This is a genomic window from Streptomyces sp. MMG1533 (genome assembly GCF_001279775.1).
Lineage (GTDB): Bacteria > Actinomycetota > Actinomycetes > Streptomycetales > Streptomycetaceae > Streptomyces.
Window position 1 is genome coordinate 14,185 of record NZ_LGDG01000290.1, and the last position, 15,834, is coordinate 30,018.

The window sequence follows — 15,834 nt, forward strand, 5'->3', positions numbered from 1 at the left end:
GGGGACGACGGCCCGGTCGCCGTGTCGGTCGCCGTCTCCGTTGCCGTCTCGGGGTCAGCGCGGCCGGGCCGAGTCCATGACCCCGAAGTCGACCGAAGTCGACCGAAGTCAACCTCTGCCGCCGGACGCCCTCCCTTCTCCCCCGCCGCTCCCCACCGCGGCGCGCCGCAGGGGGCTTGCCTGAGCGGCGGTGTTCAGACGGCGTCGGCGCCGCCACAGCAGCGCGAGCAGCGGGAGAAGGAGCACGGGCAGCAGACGCAGCGCCCAGGTGCCGGCGGACACGGGTTCCTCGGGCGGGCCGAGGCCGGCTGCCTGGCGCGGGGTCGGTGAGCCGAGCCACACGGTGTCGTCCCCGTCGGCGGACGACGGTGCCTTCAGGGAACGGTCGATGCTCTGCGGGAGCCCGGCGAAGTCCGCGGTGAAGCGCTCGTCCGCGACCTTCTTGATGGAGATGCCGGTGAGGTCGACACCGCCGTAGACATAGGTGTGCACATAGGTGGTGTTGCCGCTGGTGGTCCTGTCGGTGACCTTGAACTCGCCCTTCTTGTACGAGTCGACGTACTTGTCGAAGGTGTCGGTGGGCTTCCAGTCGGCGGTGGTCTGCCAGCCGTCGATGTCGCCGGAGTCGATGAGGTCGCCGTACGTGGTGTCCTTGGCCCGGCTCAGCTCGCGGTACCACTCGGCGGCGACCCGGGCGAGATAGACGCGGCGCAGCGCGGCGTACTCGGGTGCGGTGTTGATGGCGTGCTTGAGCTTGGGGAGGATGAGGGTGCGGAAGTGCTCCTCGTTGCGGTCCTCGGTGGCCTGGTCCTGCTCGGGGCACGTGGCGGTGTCGGACTCCCCGAGTCGCTCCAGGTACTGGGTCTCCATCTGGACGTCGAGCGGCGCGTGGAGGATGTAGAGCTTGTCGCCGTCCTGGTGGACCGATGCGGGCGCCGGCAGGATCCAGTTGCGGAAGGACATGCAGTCGCCCTGAACGCCGTCCCAGAACTTCCTGCCGAGCGCGGTGTGCGGATGGATCAGCTCGCCGACGGTCTTCTTCATCCGCAGATCGGCCTCCAGCATGACGCGTCCGGCGTCGGTGCGCCCCAGTTGGTCGTCGACGATGCGATCCGGCTCGTCGGGGTTGAGGTTGACCCAGAAGTCCGAGGGGTTGAGGGAGAGCCAGACGAAGAAGGCGTCCGAGGTGAGCCGGGCGGCGTTCAGACCGGTGGAGGCGCGCAGATCTCCGTTCATGGGATCGCGTTGGGCCTGGAATGAGTACTGCAGTCCGCTGCCGTCCCCGGGATCCGACAGATAGCGCAGTTGCATGCTGGAGAAGTCGATGCCCCCGGGTGCGGTCCCGGGCACCGCGAGCGCCTGGCTCAGTCCCGTGAGGGGTGCGGAGGACGTGGAGGACTCCTTGCCGCCGCAGGGATCGGCGGCGGCCGCCGCGAGCATGAAGCCCTTCGCGGGTGCGCCGCCGGCCTGAGGGCTCTGTCCGGGAGGGCAGGGGGTGGCGGGGTTGCTCATGACGGATCCGAGCTGCTTGCCCACCTTGCCCACGGAGTCCTCCGCGGACTTCTTCGCGTCCACGATGTACCCGTGCAGTTTCCGGGCGGCTTGGCGGTTACGTTCCTTCGTCTTCTTTTCGAACTCCGCAATCGTCTTGCTGATCTGCTTGTTTATCTCGCTTTCCCGGAAGCCGCGCTTCTTGCCCTGCTCCTCGATCGAAATGATCTTGCTGTCGAGATCCTTGACCTCTGCGGAGTTGATGTCGTAGTCGGCAGCGAAGTGGGTCGGCGTGTCGGGATGGTAGAAGTTCGCGCACTCCCAGCACTGCTGATGCTCGGAGGATCCGGCACGCTTGGCCTGTGGGGAAATGTGCAGTCCGTTCAGGACCGCGTCGATGACGCCCTCGGAGTGCTCCTTGCCCTGGACATTGAGAGCGCTCAGGGCAACCAGTCTCGACTCACCGCTCTTCTGCAGATCCGCCAGGTCCTTGCTGTTCAGATAGGTGCCCACGGCCGAGAGGTCGACCATCGTGCCCTGCCAGACCCGGCCGGTACTCCGGACGTTGCCCTTGAGGAGGGTGGCGAGCTGCTCCTGGTTCAGTTTCCGCGGGTCGATCAGATCCGAGGCACCGTTCCGGTACTCGTCGAACGCCAGGTAGGCGTATTTGGGGCGTGACTTGAGCAGGACCTCATAGAGTTTCAGGCGCAGTTGGAAGACCGGCAGGAGAAGCGGGCTCGTCAGGGGGTTCTTGAACTCCTTGGAGAGGTCGACGCCTTCCGCCGCTCCCGGGGGCCTGTGATCGTCGGCCGTGCTCGGCTGCACTGCGCCGAGCGACAGCGTGAGGCCCAGGGCCAGCGCCGTCAGCCCCCGTAACCAGGTACGTCCGAACCGCGTGCGTCCGATGAGCGGCTTCATCTACCGTCCGCCTTCCGTGGACGGGGACGTGGGCGCGGACTCGGCCCCGCCGGAGTCCTCGCCGTCTTCCTCCGCCTCCGTCGGTCCATCGGCCGCGGCCTGGCTGAACACCTCGTCGATCGCGGCCAGGTCGGCGTCCGTGGTGGTCCGTGACCGGGAGAGCGCGGAGGCGAGCCACAACCCGGCGGCGAGGACGAGGAGCGCCCACACTCCGGCCGCCGCACCGCCCGCGACTCCCTCAGGGCACTGTCCGACCCGCAGTGGCAGACCACCGTGGTACGTGGGGGCCGCGCACTGTGCCGAGGCGGGCGAGGGCGTGCCGAGGACGAGCAGTGCGGAGGCGGCGGCCAGAGCGGACAGCCGCACAGTACGGGGACCGATCATGACAGTGCCTCCGGGGCGGGCAGCGGGGGTGTTCTGGAGGATGAGGAAACGCCCTTCAACTCCAATACGCGCTCCCGGAGTTGCTGCTCCTGCGGGATGAAGGAGTCGGCGCCGGGACGTTCGCGGTGCCAGCTCTGGACGGCGAGGTCGAGCTGTGCCTGCTGGAACCGCAGGAGGTGGCGCAGCCCTGCCGTACCGTCGCGGCGCCACACCCTCAGCTCCAGCAGGAGGCGGCGGCGCGGCGAGAGCAGCAGCCCGATCTCCGGCTCGGTGACCGCGCCGTGGCCGGAGGCGGCCTCCCTGTGCAGCGCACGGGCCACTCCCGCGGCCTGGGCCCCCAGCCCGCGGCGCAGGATCAGCACGTAGAGCGCCACGAACACCCCCGAGGTGATGACCGTCATCACCGGGATGCCGACGAGCAGACCGAGGGTCTCGTCGGAGTACCAGTCCGCCCTGCGCAGATCGAGCTGCATCAGCACCACGTCCGTCTCGAAGTGCCCGCCCACCGCGGCCAGCAGCCCACCGCCGACGACCGCCAACCGGTCCCGGCGCTCCGGCAGCCAGCGCGCCGCGCCGATTCCGGCGCCCGCGAGCGCGGTGAACGCCACGTGTGCCGCCATCAGGCCGACCACCTGCCGGTCCCAGAACTCGGTGGGGTGGTGGTCCGGGTTGACGAAGCCCAGGTAGTGGACCGTCTCCGTGAGGTTGAACCCGAGCCCGACGGCCGCGCCGAGGACCACTCCCGAGACCACGCCGTCGATGTGGCGCCGGAAGAGCAGGAAGAGGACGGCGACTCCGGCCGCCTTGCCGAGTTCCGTCACGAGGGCCGAGTTGAAGGGGAAGAGGGTGTAGAGCTCGCGGACGCTGTCCTGGGGTCGCTGCCAGTAGCGGGAGGTGAAGTAGCCGGGTATGGACCGCTGGAACCAGGTGATCATGACGAGGCCGAACCCGCCGCCGATCAGCGCTCCCCACCCGAATCCGGTCAGCAGCAGCCATCCGGGCATCCGGCGGTAGAGCTGCACCCGGTGGACGAGGAAGAGGGCCGCCAAAGTGGTGGGCAGGCAGAGCAGCAGCTGAGGAAGATTGCCGCCCATGCTGGCCAGCGGCATCGCCGTGAAGGGCAGCAGCAGGGCTCCGAGGATGCCGAACCGGCAGGCACGTGTGGTCCGTTCGGCCCGGGCGAGGGCCGTGGGGTCCGCCTCCGGTGTGCCGCCACGCCGGGTGAGCAGCAGGCCGAGGCCGAGCAGGGCCGCGATGCCCCAGCCGATCAGGAGCAGGACCCGCGTCACCTTGAAGGGTGTCGGCTCGGGCAGCAGGAACAGCTTGATCCAGGGCGAGTTCGTGGTGATCTCCGGTGCGGTCCAGAAGAGGATCTGGCCGGCCCCGTACGCCACGGACAGCGCGAGCGCCACGACGATCGCACCCGCCGTCCCGTAGCGGGGCACACGCGTGGGCGGCCTGTCGGGCATGGGCGGTACGACTCCGGCTGCCAGGGTCATGAGGCACCTCCGGCCTGCGGAAGCTCGGGCAGACTGGGGAAGTCCGAGGGGAGACTCGGCATGCTCGGCATGCTGGGAAAGTCCGTGGGGAAACTCGGCATGCCGTCCGTGGGGAGGTCGGTGGGCAGGTCGGTGGGGAGGTCGCTCGGCAGGGGCGTCGGGATCGTGTAGTCGGTCGGGAGACCGGAGGGCAACTCGGTGGGGAATCCGCTCGGCAGAGAGGTCTGCCCGGGGGTCGGCATGGACGGCATGGTCTCCGGCAGCGGGAGCACCGTGTCGGCGGAGAGGCCGACGATCGCGGCGACCAAGGCGGCGGCGAACCCGATCCCGCCGATCGCGGTCATCAGCCGCACATAGGGCCGGGGTCCGTGTTCCGGCCCACCGGGTGGGCCTGCTTCCGTGTCGCCCGGTGGCTCGGTGACCGGACCGGGCTCGTTCGCGTCGGATGTCATGGCCCTCCCCCGTAACTTCCCGCAAGTTCGTGAAGTCCGTGCGTTGCCGCGCGATCGGCGTGAACGGCCGCCGGACACAACGGACTTGACGTGACCACACCAGTATGGCCAACAGGGCGTACGGTGACGACAGTTCACGTCACGTACCGTTACTCAACGCGTAAAAATCCGGTGCCCGCCGACGGCGATCAACTTCACAAGGCGCTGTCGGTCGTGGGCCGGCACGCTCTCCGCCGCGGATCGGGGAGGTCCGCCGCTCGGCCGCGCTCGCCAGAGGACGCTCGGGTGCTGCGGCCTGCCGCCGTAGCGCGGTCACCACATCCGGAGGCCGAGCCGCGGTAGCCCGCGAACACGGCCGACCATCCATGACCGCCAAGCCGACCATCCATAACCGCCAGGCCGACGATCCATAACCGTCAGGCCGACGATCCATGACCGTCAGCCGTGTTCGCGAGCAGCCCGGTGGCGCTCGCCCGGCTTCGGCGGGGTACCCGGTCGCCACCGGGAGCGGGGCTCCACCGCGCGTCGGCCACCGGCGCCTCAAGCAGTCGGCAACACCCCGTCCGGTCGGACCGGGGTGCGGCTCCCGAGGCCGCTCCGGCATCTCCCGGTCCGACCGCGCTCCGAGCCCCGCAGCCCCAAGACGCCGGCGACGCACGTCAGTGCCGCGCTGTCTCCATGTCCTGGGGGACATACGACGCGACCAGCCGTTCCCGTCCCCCCGAGGGGGCCCGGCGGCGATCCACGGCGTACGCCGTCCCGGCCACCGACAGACCGAGCACGGCCAGCCCCGCCCCCGCCACCGCCGGAGAGGTCACCCCGAACCCGGCGGCCAGTGCGACACCCCCGATCCAGGCACCCCCGGCGTTCGCCAGGTTGAACGCGGCCTGGTTCGCGGAGGACGCCAGCGACGGGGCGGCCGACGCCTTCTCCATCACCATCAGCTGCAGCGGCGACCCGGTCACGAACGCCGCCGTGCCGAGGAGCACGACCGCCAGCCCGGCACTCCACTCCGCGCTCATGAGCAGCGGGAACAGTCCCAGCACCGCCACCAGAGCCGTGAGGCCGCCGAACAGCGTGCCCCGCAGGGAGCGGTCGGCGAGACGGCCGCCCAGCAGGTTGCCCGCCGTCGCGCCGACGCCGAACAGCGCCAGCAGCAGCGTCACACTGGCGTCGGCGAAGCCGGCCGCGTCCGTGAGCATGGGCGTGATGTAGCTGTACGCGGCGAACAGCCCGCCGAAGCCCGCGACGGTCGTACCGAGCGCCAGCCAGACCGGCAGCGAGCGGAGCGCGGCGAGTTCGCCGCGGACGCCGACGCGCGGGGCGTGGGCGTCGTCGTGCGGGATGAGCCGCGCCAGGGCCGCGATCGCCACCACGCCGATCGCGCTGACCCCGAGGAAGGTCGCCCGCCAGCCCAGCTGCTGCCCCATGAGGGTGGCGACGGGCACGCCCGCGACGTTGGCGACCGTCAGGCCGAGGAACATCAGCGAGACGGAGCGGGCCTTGCGCTCCGGCGCGACCATGGTGGTGGCGACGACCGCGCCGACGCCGAAGAAGGCGCCGTGCGGGAGGCCGCTGAGGAAGCGGGCGGCGAGGAGCCAGTGGTAGTCGGGGGCGAACGCGGACAGCGCGTTGCCGGCCACGAACAGGCCCATCAGAGCGATCAGGACCTTGCGGCGGGACATGCGCGCGGTGACCGCGGCGAGCAGCGGGGCGCCGATGACCACGCCCAGCGCGTAAGCGGAGACCAGGTGACCGGCCTCGGGGATCGAGATGTTCAGGTCGTCCGCGACGTCGGGCAGCAGGCCCATCATCACGAACTCGGTCGTACCGATGCCGAAGGCGCCCACGGCGAGGGCGAGCAGGGCCACGGGCATGAAGAGACCATTGCCTTTCTGGGGAGAGCGGAGTTCCGTAACAGCGTATGTTCAGTTACGGAACAAAGACTCCCGGGCCCGGTATTCCAGCAGGTCGGGTCAGGACGACGTGGCGACGTTCACACGTGCGGCGACCGGCAGGTGGTCGCTCCCCGTCTCCGGCAGCGTCCAGGAGCTCTCCGGCTCGACGCCCTTCACCATGATCTGGTCGATCCGCGCCATCGGGAACGACGCCGGCCAGCTGAACCCGAAGCCGCTGCCCGCCGCGCCCTGCGTGGAGCGCATCTGGGCGGTGACGGCGTTGAGCGAACGGTCGTTCATGGTCCCGTTCAGATCGCCGAGCAGTACGACCTTGGTCAGCTTCTCGTCGGCGATGGCCTCGCCGAGGGCGTCGGCGCTCTTGTCGCGCTGGTGGGCCGTGAACCCGGCCTCCACCTTCACCCGTACCGACGGCAGGTGGGCGACGTACACGGCGACCTGCCCGGCGGGCGTGGTCACCGTGGCACGCATGGCGCGCGTCCAGCCCAGCTTGATGTCGACGGGCTTGACTCCGGTGAGCGGGTACTTGCTCCACAGACCGACGGTGCCCTGCACCGAGTGGTACTTGTACGTCGACGCCAGCGCCTTCTCGTACGTCGGGACCGCCGCCTCCGTCAGCTCCTCCAGGGCGACCACGTCCGCGCCGGACGCGGCCACGTCGCGGGCGGTGCCGGAGGGGTCGGCGTTGTCGGCGTTGACGTTGTGCGTGGCCACGGTGAGGTCGCCGCCGCCGCCGGCCTTGTCGGTCAGGAGGCCGCCGAAGAGATTCAGCCAGACGATCGACGGGAGCAGCACCGCGATCAGGGCGGTCGCGGACTTCCGTACGACGGCGAGGACCAGCAGCACCGGGACGGCGAGCCCGAGCCAGGGCAGGAAGGTCTCGATGAGGCTGCCGAGGTTGCCGACGCGGTTGGGGATCTTCGCGTGCAACAGCATGATCAGGGCGACCAGCACCGCGAGCCCGGCGACGACGCGGCCGCGGCGCCAGATGCGCCGGTCACCGTGCCAGTCGGCGACGAGGCGGTCCATCAGGCGCCGGAACCGGGCTCCCCGGCGCTCGGGTCCCGAGCCTCCGTTGTCCGTTTCCGTCATGTACGCCTGCTGCGCCATACCGTCGCCTCACTGCCTGCTGTGCACACCGTTCGCCCCCCGTGTCCTACGACCCTAGGGGATGATCGGCGCTGTTCCTGCCGTCCCATGACGGCCGTACGGGCACGAGGACGTACAAGTCGGCGCCTGGAGTTCCGGGCACGCCCGGGGAAAGCGCCCTCTGTGACGAAACCCGCACCGGCGGGCCGGACGGGCCCTACACGGACGGCGAACTGACGGGCGGTGAACTGACGGGCCGTAGTCCTTCGAGCACCGTGTCGACGATCTGTTCCGACAGACCGGCCGGGAGATCGGCGTCCGGCTGCATGACGGCACGGACGAGCATGGGGCCGAAGAACATGTCGTTCATCAGCTCGACGTCGACGTCCGAGCGGAGTTCGCCGTTCTGCTGGCCGCGGCGCAGCAGGTCGACCTGGCGCCGGCGCCGCGGCTCGATGACGGTGGCGTGGTACGCCGTCCAGATTTTCGGGCTGCTCTTCATCTGGGCGAAGACGTTGTGCAGGAGCGCCGACGACCGGGTCATCAGCCCACGTTGGCGCAACTGTTCGAGGAGGGTCACGAGGTCGTCGCGCATCGACGTGCCGGGGAGTTCCGGATCCGGCGGCTCCGCCGTGCGCACGACGTCGACGAAGAGTTCCTCCTTGCCGCTCCAGCGCCGGTAGATGGTGGCCTTGCCGACGCCCGCGGTACGGGCGATGCGCTCGATGGACAGCTCGGCGAGCGGCACGCCCTCCTCCAGGAGCCTCATCACGCCCTCGACGATGGCGCGCTCCACGGCCTCGCTGCGGGGACGGCCCTTGGCGGGGCCGACTTGGCGAGGCCGGTTCTCGGCGAGGCTCACGTTCCTTGTCCCTTCCGTCGTGCTGGGGGGATTCTCCCCCGTGCCGGCCCGCGGCCGGCACGCTACTCCGCCGCCACCAACTCCTGCTCCTCCTCGCCCTGTTGCGGTGCCGACACCTTGCCCGGCAGGTACCGGGCGACGACGACCGCGCCGACGACCGCCACGCCCGCTCCCCACAGGGCGGTGACGTGCATGGCGTGCAGGAACGCGTCGTTGGCCGAGGCGGCCAGCGCCTCGCCCCGGGGGCCGAGCCCGGCCGCCACGCCCAGGGTCGCCTCGATGGACTCCCCCGCGGTGTGGCGCAGGCCCTCGGGCAGCGCGCCGAGCTTGTCCTCGATACCGCCGCGGTACGCCGTGGACAGCACCGAGCCGAGTACGGCGATGCCCAGCGCGCCGCCGACCTGGCGGAAGGTGTTGCTGAGCGCCGAGGCGGAGCCGGCCTTCTCGCGGGGCAGGGCCTGCATGATGACGACGCTGACCGGGGTCATGATGTGCGCCATGCCGGTGCCCATGAGGAAGAAGATCACCTCGAGGAGCCAGATCGGGGTGTCCGCCTCCAGCGTGGCGAACGCGGCCAGCATCGCGGCGATGATCACCATGCCGGCCGTGGTGGTGGCCTTGTAGCCGAAGCGGTCGACGAGCAGCCGGGCGCGCGGCGCGAAGATCATCTGGGCGGCGGCCAGCGGCAGCATCAGCAGACCGGTCTGCAGCGGCGAGTAGCCGCGCACGCTCTGGGTGTAGAAGACCGAGAAGAAGGTCACGCCCATCAGGGCGAAGAAGACCAGCGCGATGGCGGCGATGGCAGCCGAGAAGACCTTGTTCCGGAAGTAGGAGACGTCGATGGACGGGTGGTCGCTGCGCTTCTCGAACACGACGAAGGCGACGAGGACCAGGACACCGGCGGCGATGGTCGCCAGGACCGTCGCGTCGGCGAAGTCGGCGATCTGGCCGCCCCTGATGATGCCGTAGACCAGCAGGACGAGGCCGACGACGGACAGGACGACGCCGACGGGGTCGAGCCGGCCGGGGTTCGGGTCGCGGGAGTCGGGCACCAGCCACAGCATCAGCGCGACCGCGAGGATCACGATCGGCACGTTGATGAGGAAGACCGAGCCCCACCAGAAGTGGTCCAGGAGCACACCGCCCGTGATCGGCCCGATGGCGATGGCCAGACCGACACCGCCGGCCCAGATCCCGATGGCCTTCGGCTGCTCCTCGCGTTCGAAGACGTTCATCAGGACGGCGAGGGTGGCCGGCATCACGAAGGCGGCACCGAGGCCCATCACCGCGCGGAAGGTGATCAGCTCGCCCGGGGAGCCGGAGGAGGCGGCGAGGGCGGAGCCGATGCCGAACACGACGAGCCCGCCGAGCAGCACCTTCTTGCGGCCCAGCCGGTCGCCGAGCAGGCCGGCGCTGAACAGCAGGCCGGCGAAGACCAGGGTGTAGGAGTTGATCGCCCACTCCAGCTCACCCTGGGTGGCGCCCAGGCCGGTCGGGGCGGGCGTCGAGATCGTCTTGATGGCGACGTTCAGGATCGAGTTGTCGAGCACCACGATCAGCAGGCTCAGCATCAGGACGCCGAGGATCAGCCAGCGGCGGCGGTGCACCGCTTCGGGTATCCGGGAGTCAGGGACTGCGGTAGTCATGCGTTCGAGCATAGACTCATTTCGATACGGGACCGTCTCGTATCGTAAATCCTTTACCCATCTCTTACGTGCTGGAACGGTCACACCGACGTCCCCTAGCCCTCCCTGGCACGAGGTGCCACCATGGAGGTGATCCGGGGACGCCGTGAGGGCGCCTCGAGATGACTGAAGGAGCCGTTGCAATGACGCAGCTTTCGGCTGCCCGGACCAAGCCCTCCGACGGCAGCAAGGCGCTGTACGGGGGCAAGGGCACGCGCCGTATCACTGTTCGCGACATCGCCGCCGCCAAGGAGCGCGGCGAGAAGTGGCCCATGCTCACCGCGTACGACGCGATGACCGCGTCCGTCTTCGACGAGGCCGGCATCCCGGTCATGCTCGTCGGGGACTCGGCGGGCAACTGTCACCTCGGGTACGAGAGCACCGTGCCCGTCACCCTCGACGAGATGACCATGCTGTCGGCCGCGGTCGTACGGGGTACGAACCGCGCCCTGATCGTGGGCGACCTCCCCTTCGGCTCCTACCAGGAGGGTCCGGTGCAGGCGCTGCGCTCGGCGACCCGGCTGGTGAAGGAGGCCGGGGTCGGGGCCGTGAAGCTGGAGGGCGGCGAGCGGTCGCACCGGCAGATCGAGCTGCTGGTGGAGTCCGGCATCCCCGTCATGGCCCACATCGGGCTGACCCCCCAGTCCGTCAACTCCATGGGCTACCGCGTCCAGGGGCGCGGCGAGGAGGCGGCCCAGCAACTGCTGCGCGACGCGAAGGCCGTGCAGGACGCGGGGGCGTTCGCGGTGGTCCTGGAGCTGGTGCCGGCGGAGCTGGCGGCCGAGGTGACCCGGGTGCTGCACATTCCGACGGTGGGGATCGGTGCCGGTCCCGAGACGGACGCGCAGGTGCTGGTGTGGACGGACATGCTCGGCCTGACCGGTGGGCGGGTCCCGAAGTTCGTGAAGCAGTACGCGAATCTGCGTGAGGTCATGGGGAACGCGGCGAAGGCGTTCGCGGAGGACGTCGTGGGCAAAACGTTCCCGCTGGAAGAGCACAGCGTTCACTGAGCCACTGCGGCACCACTGGCAGCCCGCCGATCTTCCCCCGTCGGCGGGCTGCTCGCCTTTTGCGGGTGGGCACGGGCCGGGGGTCCGGTGGCGGAGCCTCCAGGGGCGCACGCAACAGGTGTCGGTGACCTGTAGGTGGCTGTAGGCGGGCTGTCGGTCGTTTGTCGGTCCCCCCTGACAATGTCATCCGCATGACGCGAATCGACAAGAACTCCAGTGGCGCAGGCAGCGCCGTGAACGTGCGGGGGCTGGTCAAGCACTACGGCGAGACCAAGGCGCTGGACGGGGTCGACCTGGATGTGCGGCAGGGCACCGTGATGGGGGTGCTCGGGCCGAACGGGGCCGGGAAGACCACCCTCGTGCGGATCCTGTCCACCCTGATCCAGCCCGACGCCGGCCGGGCGACCGTCGCCGGCTACGACGTCGTACGGCAGCCCCGGCAGCTGCGCCGGGTGATCGGCCTGACCGGACAGTACGCCTCCGTGGACGAGAAGCTCCCCGGCTGGGAGAACCTCTACATGATCGGCCGCCTCCTCGACCTGCCCCGCAAGGACGCCCGCGCGCGGGCCGACGAACTCCTCGAGCGGTTCTCGCTCACCGAGGCGGCCAAGCGGCCGGCGGCGACGTACTCGGGTGGCATGCGGCGGCGCCTCGACCTGGCCGCGTCGATGATCGGCCGGCCGGTCGTGCTCTACCTCGACGAGCCCACCACCGGTCTCGACCCGCGTACCCGCAACGAGGTGTGGGCCGAGGTCAAGCGGATGGTCGGCGAAGGTGTCACCGTCCTGCTCACCACCCAGTACATGGAGGAGGCCGAGCAGCTCGCCTCCGAGCTGACGGTCGTCGACCGCGGCAAGGTCATCGCGAACGGCGCCATCGAGGAGCTCAAGGCGAAGGTGGGCGGCCGTACCCTGCGCATCCGCCCGCTCGACCCGCTGCAGCTGCGCCCCCTCGCCGCCTACCTCGACGAGCTCGGCATCACCGGCCTCGCGTCCACCACCGTGGACGCCGAACGCGGAGCCGCCCTCGTCCCGATCCTCAGCGACGAGCAGCTGACCGCCGTGGTCGGCGCGGTCACCGCGCGCGGCATCACGCTCTCCTCCATCACGACCGAACTGCCCAGCCTTGACGAGGTGTTCCTGTCCCTCACCGGCCACCGCGCCAGTGCCCCGCAGGACGCCGTGCCCGCCGACGACCGCCAGGAGGTCGCTGTATGAGCGCCGCCGCCACGACCCTCACCACGGACGCGCGGATCTCGTTGCGCGGCCATCTGCGCCACACCGGAGCGCTGGTCCGCCGCAACCTGCTGTGGATCCGCCAGGACCCGGAGTCGATGTTCGACGCCGTCCTGTTCCCGGTCATCTTCACGCTGCTGTTCGTGTACGTCTTCGGCGGGTCCATCGGGCAGTCGCTCGGCGGCGGCCAGGAGGCGTACGTCCAGTACGTCGTGCCCGGTCTGATGGCCATGATGGGCATGAACATGGCCCAGGGGGTCGGCACCGGCTTCAACCAGGACTTCAACACCGGTGTCATGGACCGTTTCCGCTCCCTGCCGATCGGGCGCGGCTCGGTGCTGTTCGCCAAGATCGCGGTGGAACTGATGCGGATGCTGTTCGCGACCGTGGTCCTGACGATCGTCGGCGTTCTGGTGGGCTTCGACATCACCAACTGGGCCGGTCTGTTCGCCGCCGTGGGGCTGTCCGCCGTCTTCGGCTCGGCCCTGATGTGGGTGTTCCTCACCCTCGGCGTGGTGATGAAGAACGCGCAGTCCGTGCAGGCCATGGGCTTCCTGGTGCTGATGCCGCTGCAGTTCGGCTCGTCGATCTTCGCGCCGACCCAGTCGATGCCGGGCTGGCTGCAGAACTTCACCGACTACAACCCGCTGTCCTCGCTCGCGGACGCCGCACGCGGACTGATGGTCGGCGGTCCGGCCGCGGACGACGTGTGGATGACCCTGGCCTGGTCGGCTGCCCTGACGGCGGTCATGGCACCGGTCGCGATTCACAAGTTCCGCACCAAGAGCTGACCCGGTGACGTGCGGCGCGGTCGGTGCGCGTCAGACCAGGGCGGTGGCCTCCTCGAAGGAGAGGTCGCCGCCCTCGGCGTACGCCGCCTCGTACGCCTCGTCCCCGAGCACGGCGCGGGTCCGCCGCTCGGCCCGGCCGTGTGTCTCGCGCTCCATGCCCGACATGACGTGACGAGGCGGCAGCAGAGCCTCGGCGGCGCCCATGCAGCGGGCGGCGTCACGGGCGCGCTCTCCGTCGTCGAGACCGGCGAGGGCCGTCGCGGCGGTGACCAGGTAGGAGGAGCGCATCTGCGGTGCGATGGCCAGGGACAACGGGTCGCCGGCCCGCTCCAGAGCCAGCCGGGTCTTGTCCAGAGCCTCCTCGCAGCACTCGTCCAAGGCGTCCAGCCAGGCCTCCGCCCCCAGGATGAAGGCGTCGAAGACGACGAAGTGGGCGATCCTGAACTCCTCGCGCAGCAGCCGGAGTTGCTCGCGAGCCTCGGGGATCCGGCCGGTCATGCCGAGCCGGCCCGCGAGGAAGAGGCGGGCGGCGGGCATCGCCTCGTGGCCCGAACCCGAGCTCTCCTGGCGGTCGATGACCTCGCGCAGCAGGCGCTCGCCGCGCTCGGACTCGCCGGCCTCCAGCAGCGCGCTGCCCAGCCGGGCGGTGAGTACCGCCATCTGGGCGCGGGCGCCGAGCCGGTTCGCCTGCTCGATCGCCGCCTCGTAGTCGGCGGCGGCCAGCTGGTACTCACCCTGGCGTTCACGGGCCTCGGCCCGCGCGGAGAGCGCCTCGGCGGTGCCCCACAGGTCTCCGAGACGCCGGTAGATCTCCAGCGACTCGTCGGCGTCGCGGGCCGCGTCGCCCGCCCAGTCGGTGCGGTTGGCGAGCATCTGGGCGCGCATGTGCAGGCCGGCGGCGAGTTCCCACTCGTGGCCCGGGGCGGCGCGGCAGGTGCGGACGGCGGCGTCGACGATCTCGCGCACCCGGCCGATGTCGCCGGAGAGCATGACGGCGAAGAACCAGAGGGAGCCAGGGGTACGGCAGGTCTGCGGCATGCCGGGTTCGTAGGTCCGGGCGATGGCGCGCAGCTTCTCCTGCGCCTCGGGGGTCTGCCAGGCGTCCAACTCCGTGTCCATACAGGCGAGATGGACGAGGGGGCGGCGCGGCGAACCGGCTCGGCGAAGGGGTCGGGGCCGAGGGTCTGCGCCTCGCGCGACCACTGGCGGGCGACCAGGCGCAGATCGCGCATCTGCCAGTACCAGCACATCGACAGGACCAGACAGAGCGCCTCCTGCTCGTCGCCCACCGCGACGGCGTGGTGCAGGGCGAGCCGGATGTTCTCGCCCTCGCGCTCCAGCCGTCCGATGGCGGCGATCTGGCCGTGGCCGCGCAGCAACCGGTCGGTGGTGCGGGCGAGTTCGCGGTAGTACGTCAGATGCGCGCGCTCGGCCTCCTCGCGGGCGCCGGCCTCGTCGAGTCGTTCGCCCGCGTACTCGGCGACGGTCTCCAGGAGCCGGTAGCGCATGCCTTCCTCGCCCGAAGGGGCGGCCACGACAAGGGACTTGTCGACGAGTGAGCCGAGCGCGTCGAAGGCGGCGGGCCCGCACACGGCCTCGGCGGCGGCGAGGTCGCAGCCTCCTGCGAACACGGACAGCCGCCGCAGTACGTCCCGTTCGCCCTCGTCGAGCAGTTCCCAGGACCAGTCGACGACGGCCCTGAGCGTCTGCTGGCGGGGCAGGACGGTACGGCTGCCGGAGGTGAGCAGCCGGAAGCGGTCGTCGAGCCGGTCGGCTATCTGACGTGGGGTCAGCATGCGCAGCCGGGCGGCGGCGAGCTCGATGGCGAGGGGCAGACCGTCCAGGCGTCGGCAGATCTCGGCACAGGACTCGGGATCGTCCTCGACCCGGAAGCCGGACCTGGCCGCGGCCCCGCGCTCGGCGAGCAGCCTGAGCGCGACGGGTTCCGGCAACGGCTCCACGGGCCGCAGCAACTCCCCCGGTACGCCCAGGGGTTCACGGCTGGTGGCCAGCACCGTCAGACCGGGGCAGCGCTCCAGCAACTCCTCCACCAGTCGGGCGGCGGTCTCGACGACGTGCTCGCAGTTGTCGAGGATCAGCAGCATGCGGCGCCTGCCGCAGTGCTCGGTGAGCCGCTCCACGGGATCGTCGTGCCGCTCGCCCCCGGCCCGCATCGCCTCCGCCCCGGCGCCGTACAACACGGTCTCCCGCGCCCCTACGGCGGTCAGCACGGCCTCCGGTACGGCGTCCGGGTCGTCCACGGGCGCGAGCTCGGCCAGCCACACCCCGTCCTGCGCCGCGTCCCGCACAACCTCCGCGGCCTCCTGCGAGAGCCGCGTCTTCCCGGCCCCACCGGGCCCGAGCAGGGTGACGAGCCGGGCGCCGGCGAGATCACCCCGGATGGCCTCGATGTCGGCTTCCCGACCGACGAAGGAGGTGAGGCGGGCGCGGAGGTTGCCGGGGGGTGGGGAGTCGGGGGTGGTGAGGGGTGTGGCGGGGGGC

11 protein-coding genes and 1 pseudogene are annotated in these 15,834 nt (G+C 70.6%); 3 read left to right on the forward strand and 9 right to left on the reverse strand.

Features of this window, described 5'->3' with window-relative positions; all coding sequences use genetic code 11:
- Positions 1 to 108: 108 nt before the first annotated feature.
- The 8 genes from ADK57_RS45810 to ADK57_RS45845 form a co-directional block, all read right to left on the reverse strand.
- A complete protein-coding gene (locus ADK57_RS45810; protein ID WP_053755732.1) occupies positions 109 to 2,409 on the reverse strand; it encodes a hypothetical protein in 2,301 nt (766 codons plus the stop codon).
- Positions 2,410 to 2,793: a hypothetical protein gene (locus ADK57_RS45815; protein WP_053755733.1), complete on the reverse strand. Its 384-nt coding sequence runs from the start codon at positions 2,791 to 2,793 to the stop codon at positions 2,410 to 2,412. It lies immediately after the preceding gene.
- Positions 2,790 to 4,292: a PrsW family glutamic-type intramembrane protease gene (locus ADK57_RS45820; RefSeq protein ID WP_053755734.1), complete on the reverse strand. Its 1,503-nt coding sequence runs from the start codon at positions 4,290 to 4,292 to the stop codon at positions 2,790 to 2,792. The genes ADK57_RS45815 and ADK57_RS45820 overlap by 4 nt, the downstream gene beginning before the upstream one ends.
- Positions 4,289 to 4,744 carry a hypothetical protein gene (locus tag ADK57_RS45825; RefSeq protein ID WP_159050252.1) on the reverse strand — a complete coding sequence of 152 codons (456 nt, stop codon included), beginning with the start codon at positions 4,742 to 4,744 and terminating at the stop codon, positions 4,289 to 4,291. The genes ADK57_RS45820 and ADK57_RS45825 overlap by 4 nt, the downstream gene beginning before the upstream one ends.
- 659 nt (positions 4,745 to 5,403) lie before the next feature.
- Positions 5,404 to 6,621: an MFS transporter gene (locus tag ADK57_RS45830; RefSeq protein WP_053755736.1), complete on the reverse strand. Its 1,218-nt coding sequence runs from the start codon at positions 6,619 to 6,621 to the stop codon at positions 5,404 to 5,406.
- A 99-nt stretch (positions 6,622 to 6,720) separates the two neighbouring features.
- On the reverse strand, positions 6,721 to 7,689 hold the full coding sequence (locus tag ADK57_RS45835; protein WP_420711985.1) for an endonuclease/exonuclease/phosphatase family protein: 969 nt from the start codon (positions 7,687 to 7,689) through the stop codon (positions 6,721 to 6,723).
- 277 nt (positions 7,690 to 7,966) lie between these two features.
- On the reverse strand, positions 7,967 to 8,611 hold the full coding sequence (locus ADK57_RS45840; protein WP_053755738.1) for a TetR/AcrR family transcriptional regulator: 645 nt from the start codon (positions 8,609 to 8,611) through the stop codon (positions 7,967 to 7,969).
- Positions 8,612 to 8,673: 62 nt separating this feature from the next.
- Entirely contained in the window at positions 8,674 to 10,257 is a 1,584-nt protein-coding gene (locus tag ADK57_RS45845) for an MFS transporter (protein WP_053755743.1), read from the reverse strand.
- 182 nt (positions 10,258 to 10,439) lie between these two features.
- Here ADK57_RS45845 and panB point away from each other — a divergent pair, with 182 nt between their 5' ends.
- The 3 genes from panB (at position 10,440) to ADK57_RS45860 (ending at position 13,332) form a co-directional block, all read left to right on the forward strand.
- The gene (gene panB / locus ADK57_RS45850; RefSeq protein WP_053755739.1) at positions 10,440 to 11,306 is read left to right on the forward strand and encodes a 3-methyl-2-oxobutanoate hydroxymethyltransferase; all 867 of its coding nucleotides are present in this window, start codon (positions 10,440 to 10,442) and stop codon (positions 11,304 to 11,306) included.
- Positions 11,307 to 11,497: 191 nt separating this feature from the next.
- On the forward strand, positions 11,498 to 12,523 hold the full coding sequence (locus tag ADK57_RS45855; RefSeq protein WP_053755740.1) for an ATP-binding cassette domain-containing protein: 1,026 nt from the start codon (positions 11,498 to 11,500) through the stop codon (positions 12,521 to 12,523).
- A complete protein-coding gene (locus ADK57_RS45860; protein WP_053755741.1) occupies positions 12,520 to 13,332 on the forward strand; it encodes an ABC transporter permease in 813 nt (270 codons plus the stop codon). The genes ADK57_RS45855 and ADK57_RS45860 overlap by 4 nt, the downstream gene beginning before the upstream one ends.
- 30 nt (positions 13,333 to 13,362) lie before the next feature.
- On the opposite strand, the pseudogene ADK57_RS45865 reads toward ADK57_RS45860, so the two are convergent.
- Positions 13,363 to 15,834, reverse strand: a pseudogene (locus ADK57_RS45865) (ATP-binding protein); the annotation flags it as partial.

What these genes read in the sequence shown, in the direction of transcription:
- ADK57_RS45810 (WP_053755732.1), bottom strand. Translation starts at nt 2,409, where the DNA reads ATGAAGCCGCTCATCGGACGCACGCGGTTCGGACGTACCTGGTTACGG.
- ADK57_RS45815 (WP_053755733.1), bottom strand. Translation starts at nt 2,793, where the DNA reads ATGATCGGTCCCCGTACTGTGCGGCTGTCCGCTCTGGCCGCCGCCTCC.
- ADK57_RS45820 (WP_053755734.1), bottom strand. Translation starts at nt 4,292, where the DNA reads ATGACCCTGGCAGCCGGAGTCGTACCGCCCATGCCCGACAGGCCGCCC.
- ADK57_RS45825 (WP_159050252.1), bottom strand. Translation starts at nt 4,744, where the DNA reads ATGACATCCGACGCGAACGAGCCCGGTCCGGTCACCGAGCCACCGGGC.
- ADK57_RS45830 (WP_053755736.1), bottom strand. Translation starts at nt 6,621, where the DNA reads ATGCCCGTGGCCCTGCTCGCCCTCGCCGTGGGCGCCTTCGGCATCGGT.
- ADK57_RS45835 (WP_420711985.1), bottom strand. Translation starts at nt 7,689, where the DNA reads ATGGACCGCCTCGTCGCCGACTGGCACGGTGACCGGCGCATCTGGCGC.
- ADK57_RS45845 (WP_053755743.1), bottom strand. Translation starts at nt 10,257, where the DNA reads ATGACTACCGCAGTCCCTGACTCCCGGATACCCGAAGCGGTGCACCGC.
- panB (WP_053755739.1), top strand. Translation starts at nt 10,440, where the DNA reads ATGACGCAGCTTTCGGCTGCCCGGACCAAGCCCTCCGACGGCAGCAAG.
- ADK57_RS45855 (WP_053755740.1), top strand. Translation starts at nt 11,498, where the DNA reads ATGACGCGAATCGACAAGAACTCCAGTGGCGCAGGCAGCGCCGTGAAC.
- ADK57_RS45860 (WP_053755741.1), top strand. Translation starts at nt 12,520, where the DNA reads ATGAGCGCCGCCGCCACGACCCTCACCACGGACGCGCGGATCTCGTTG.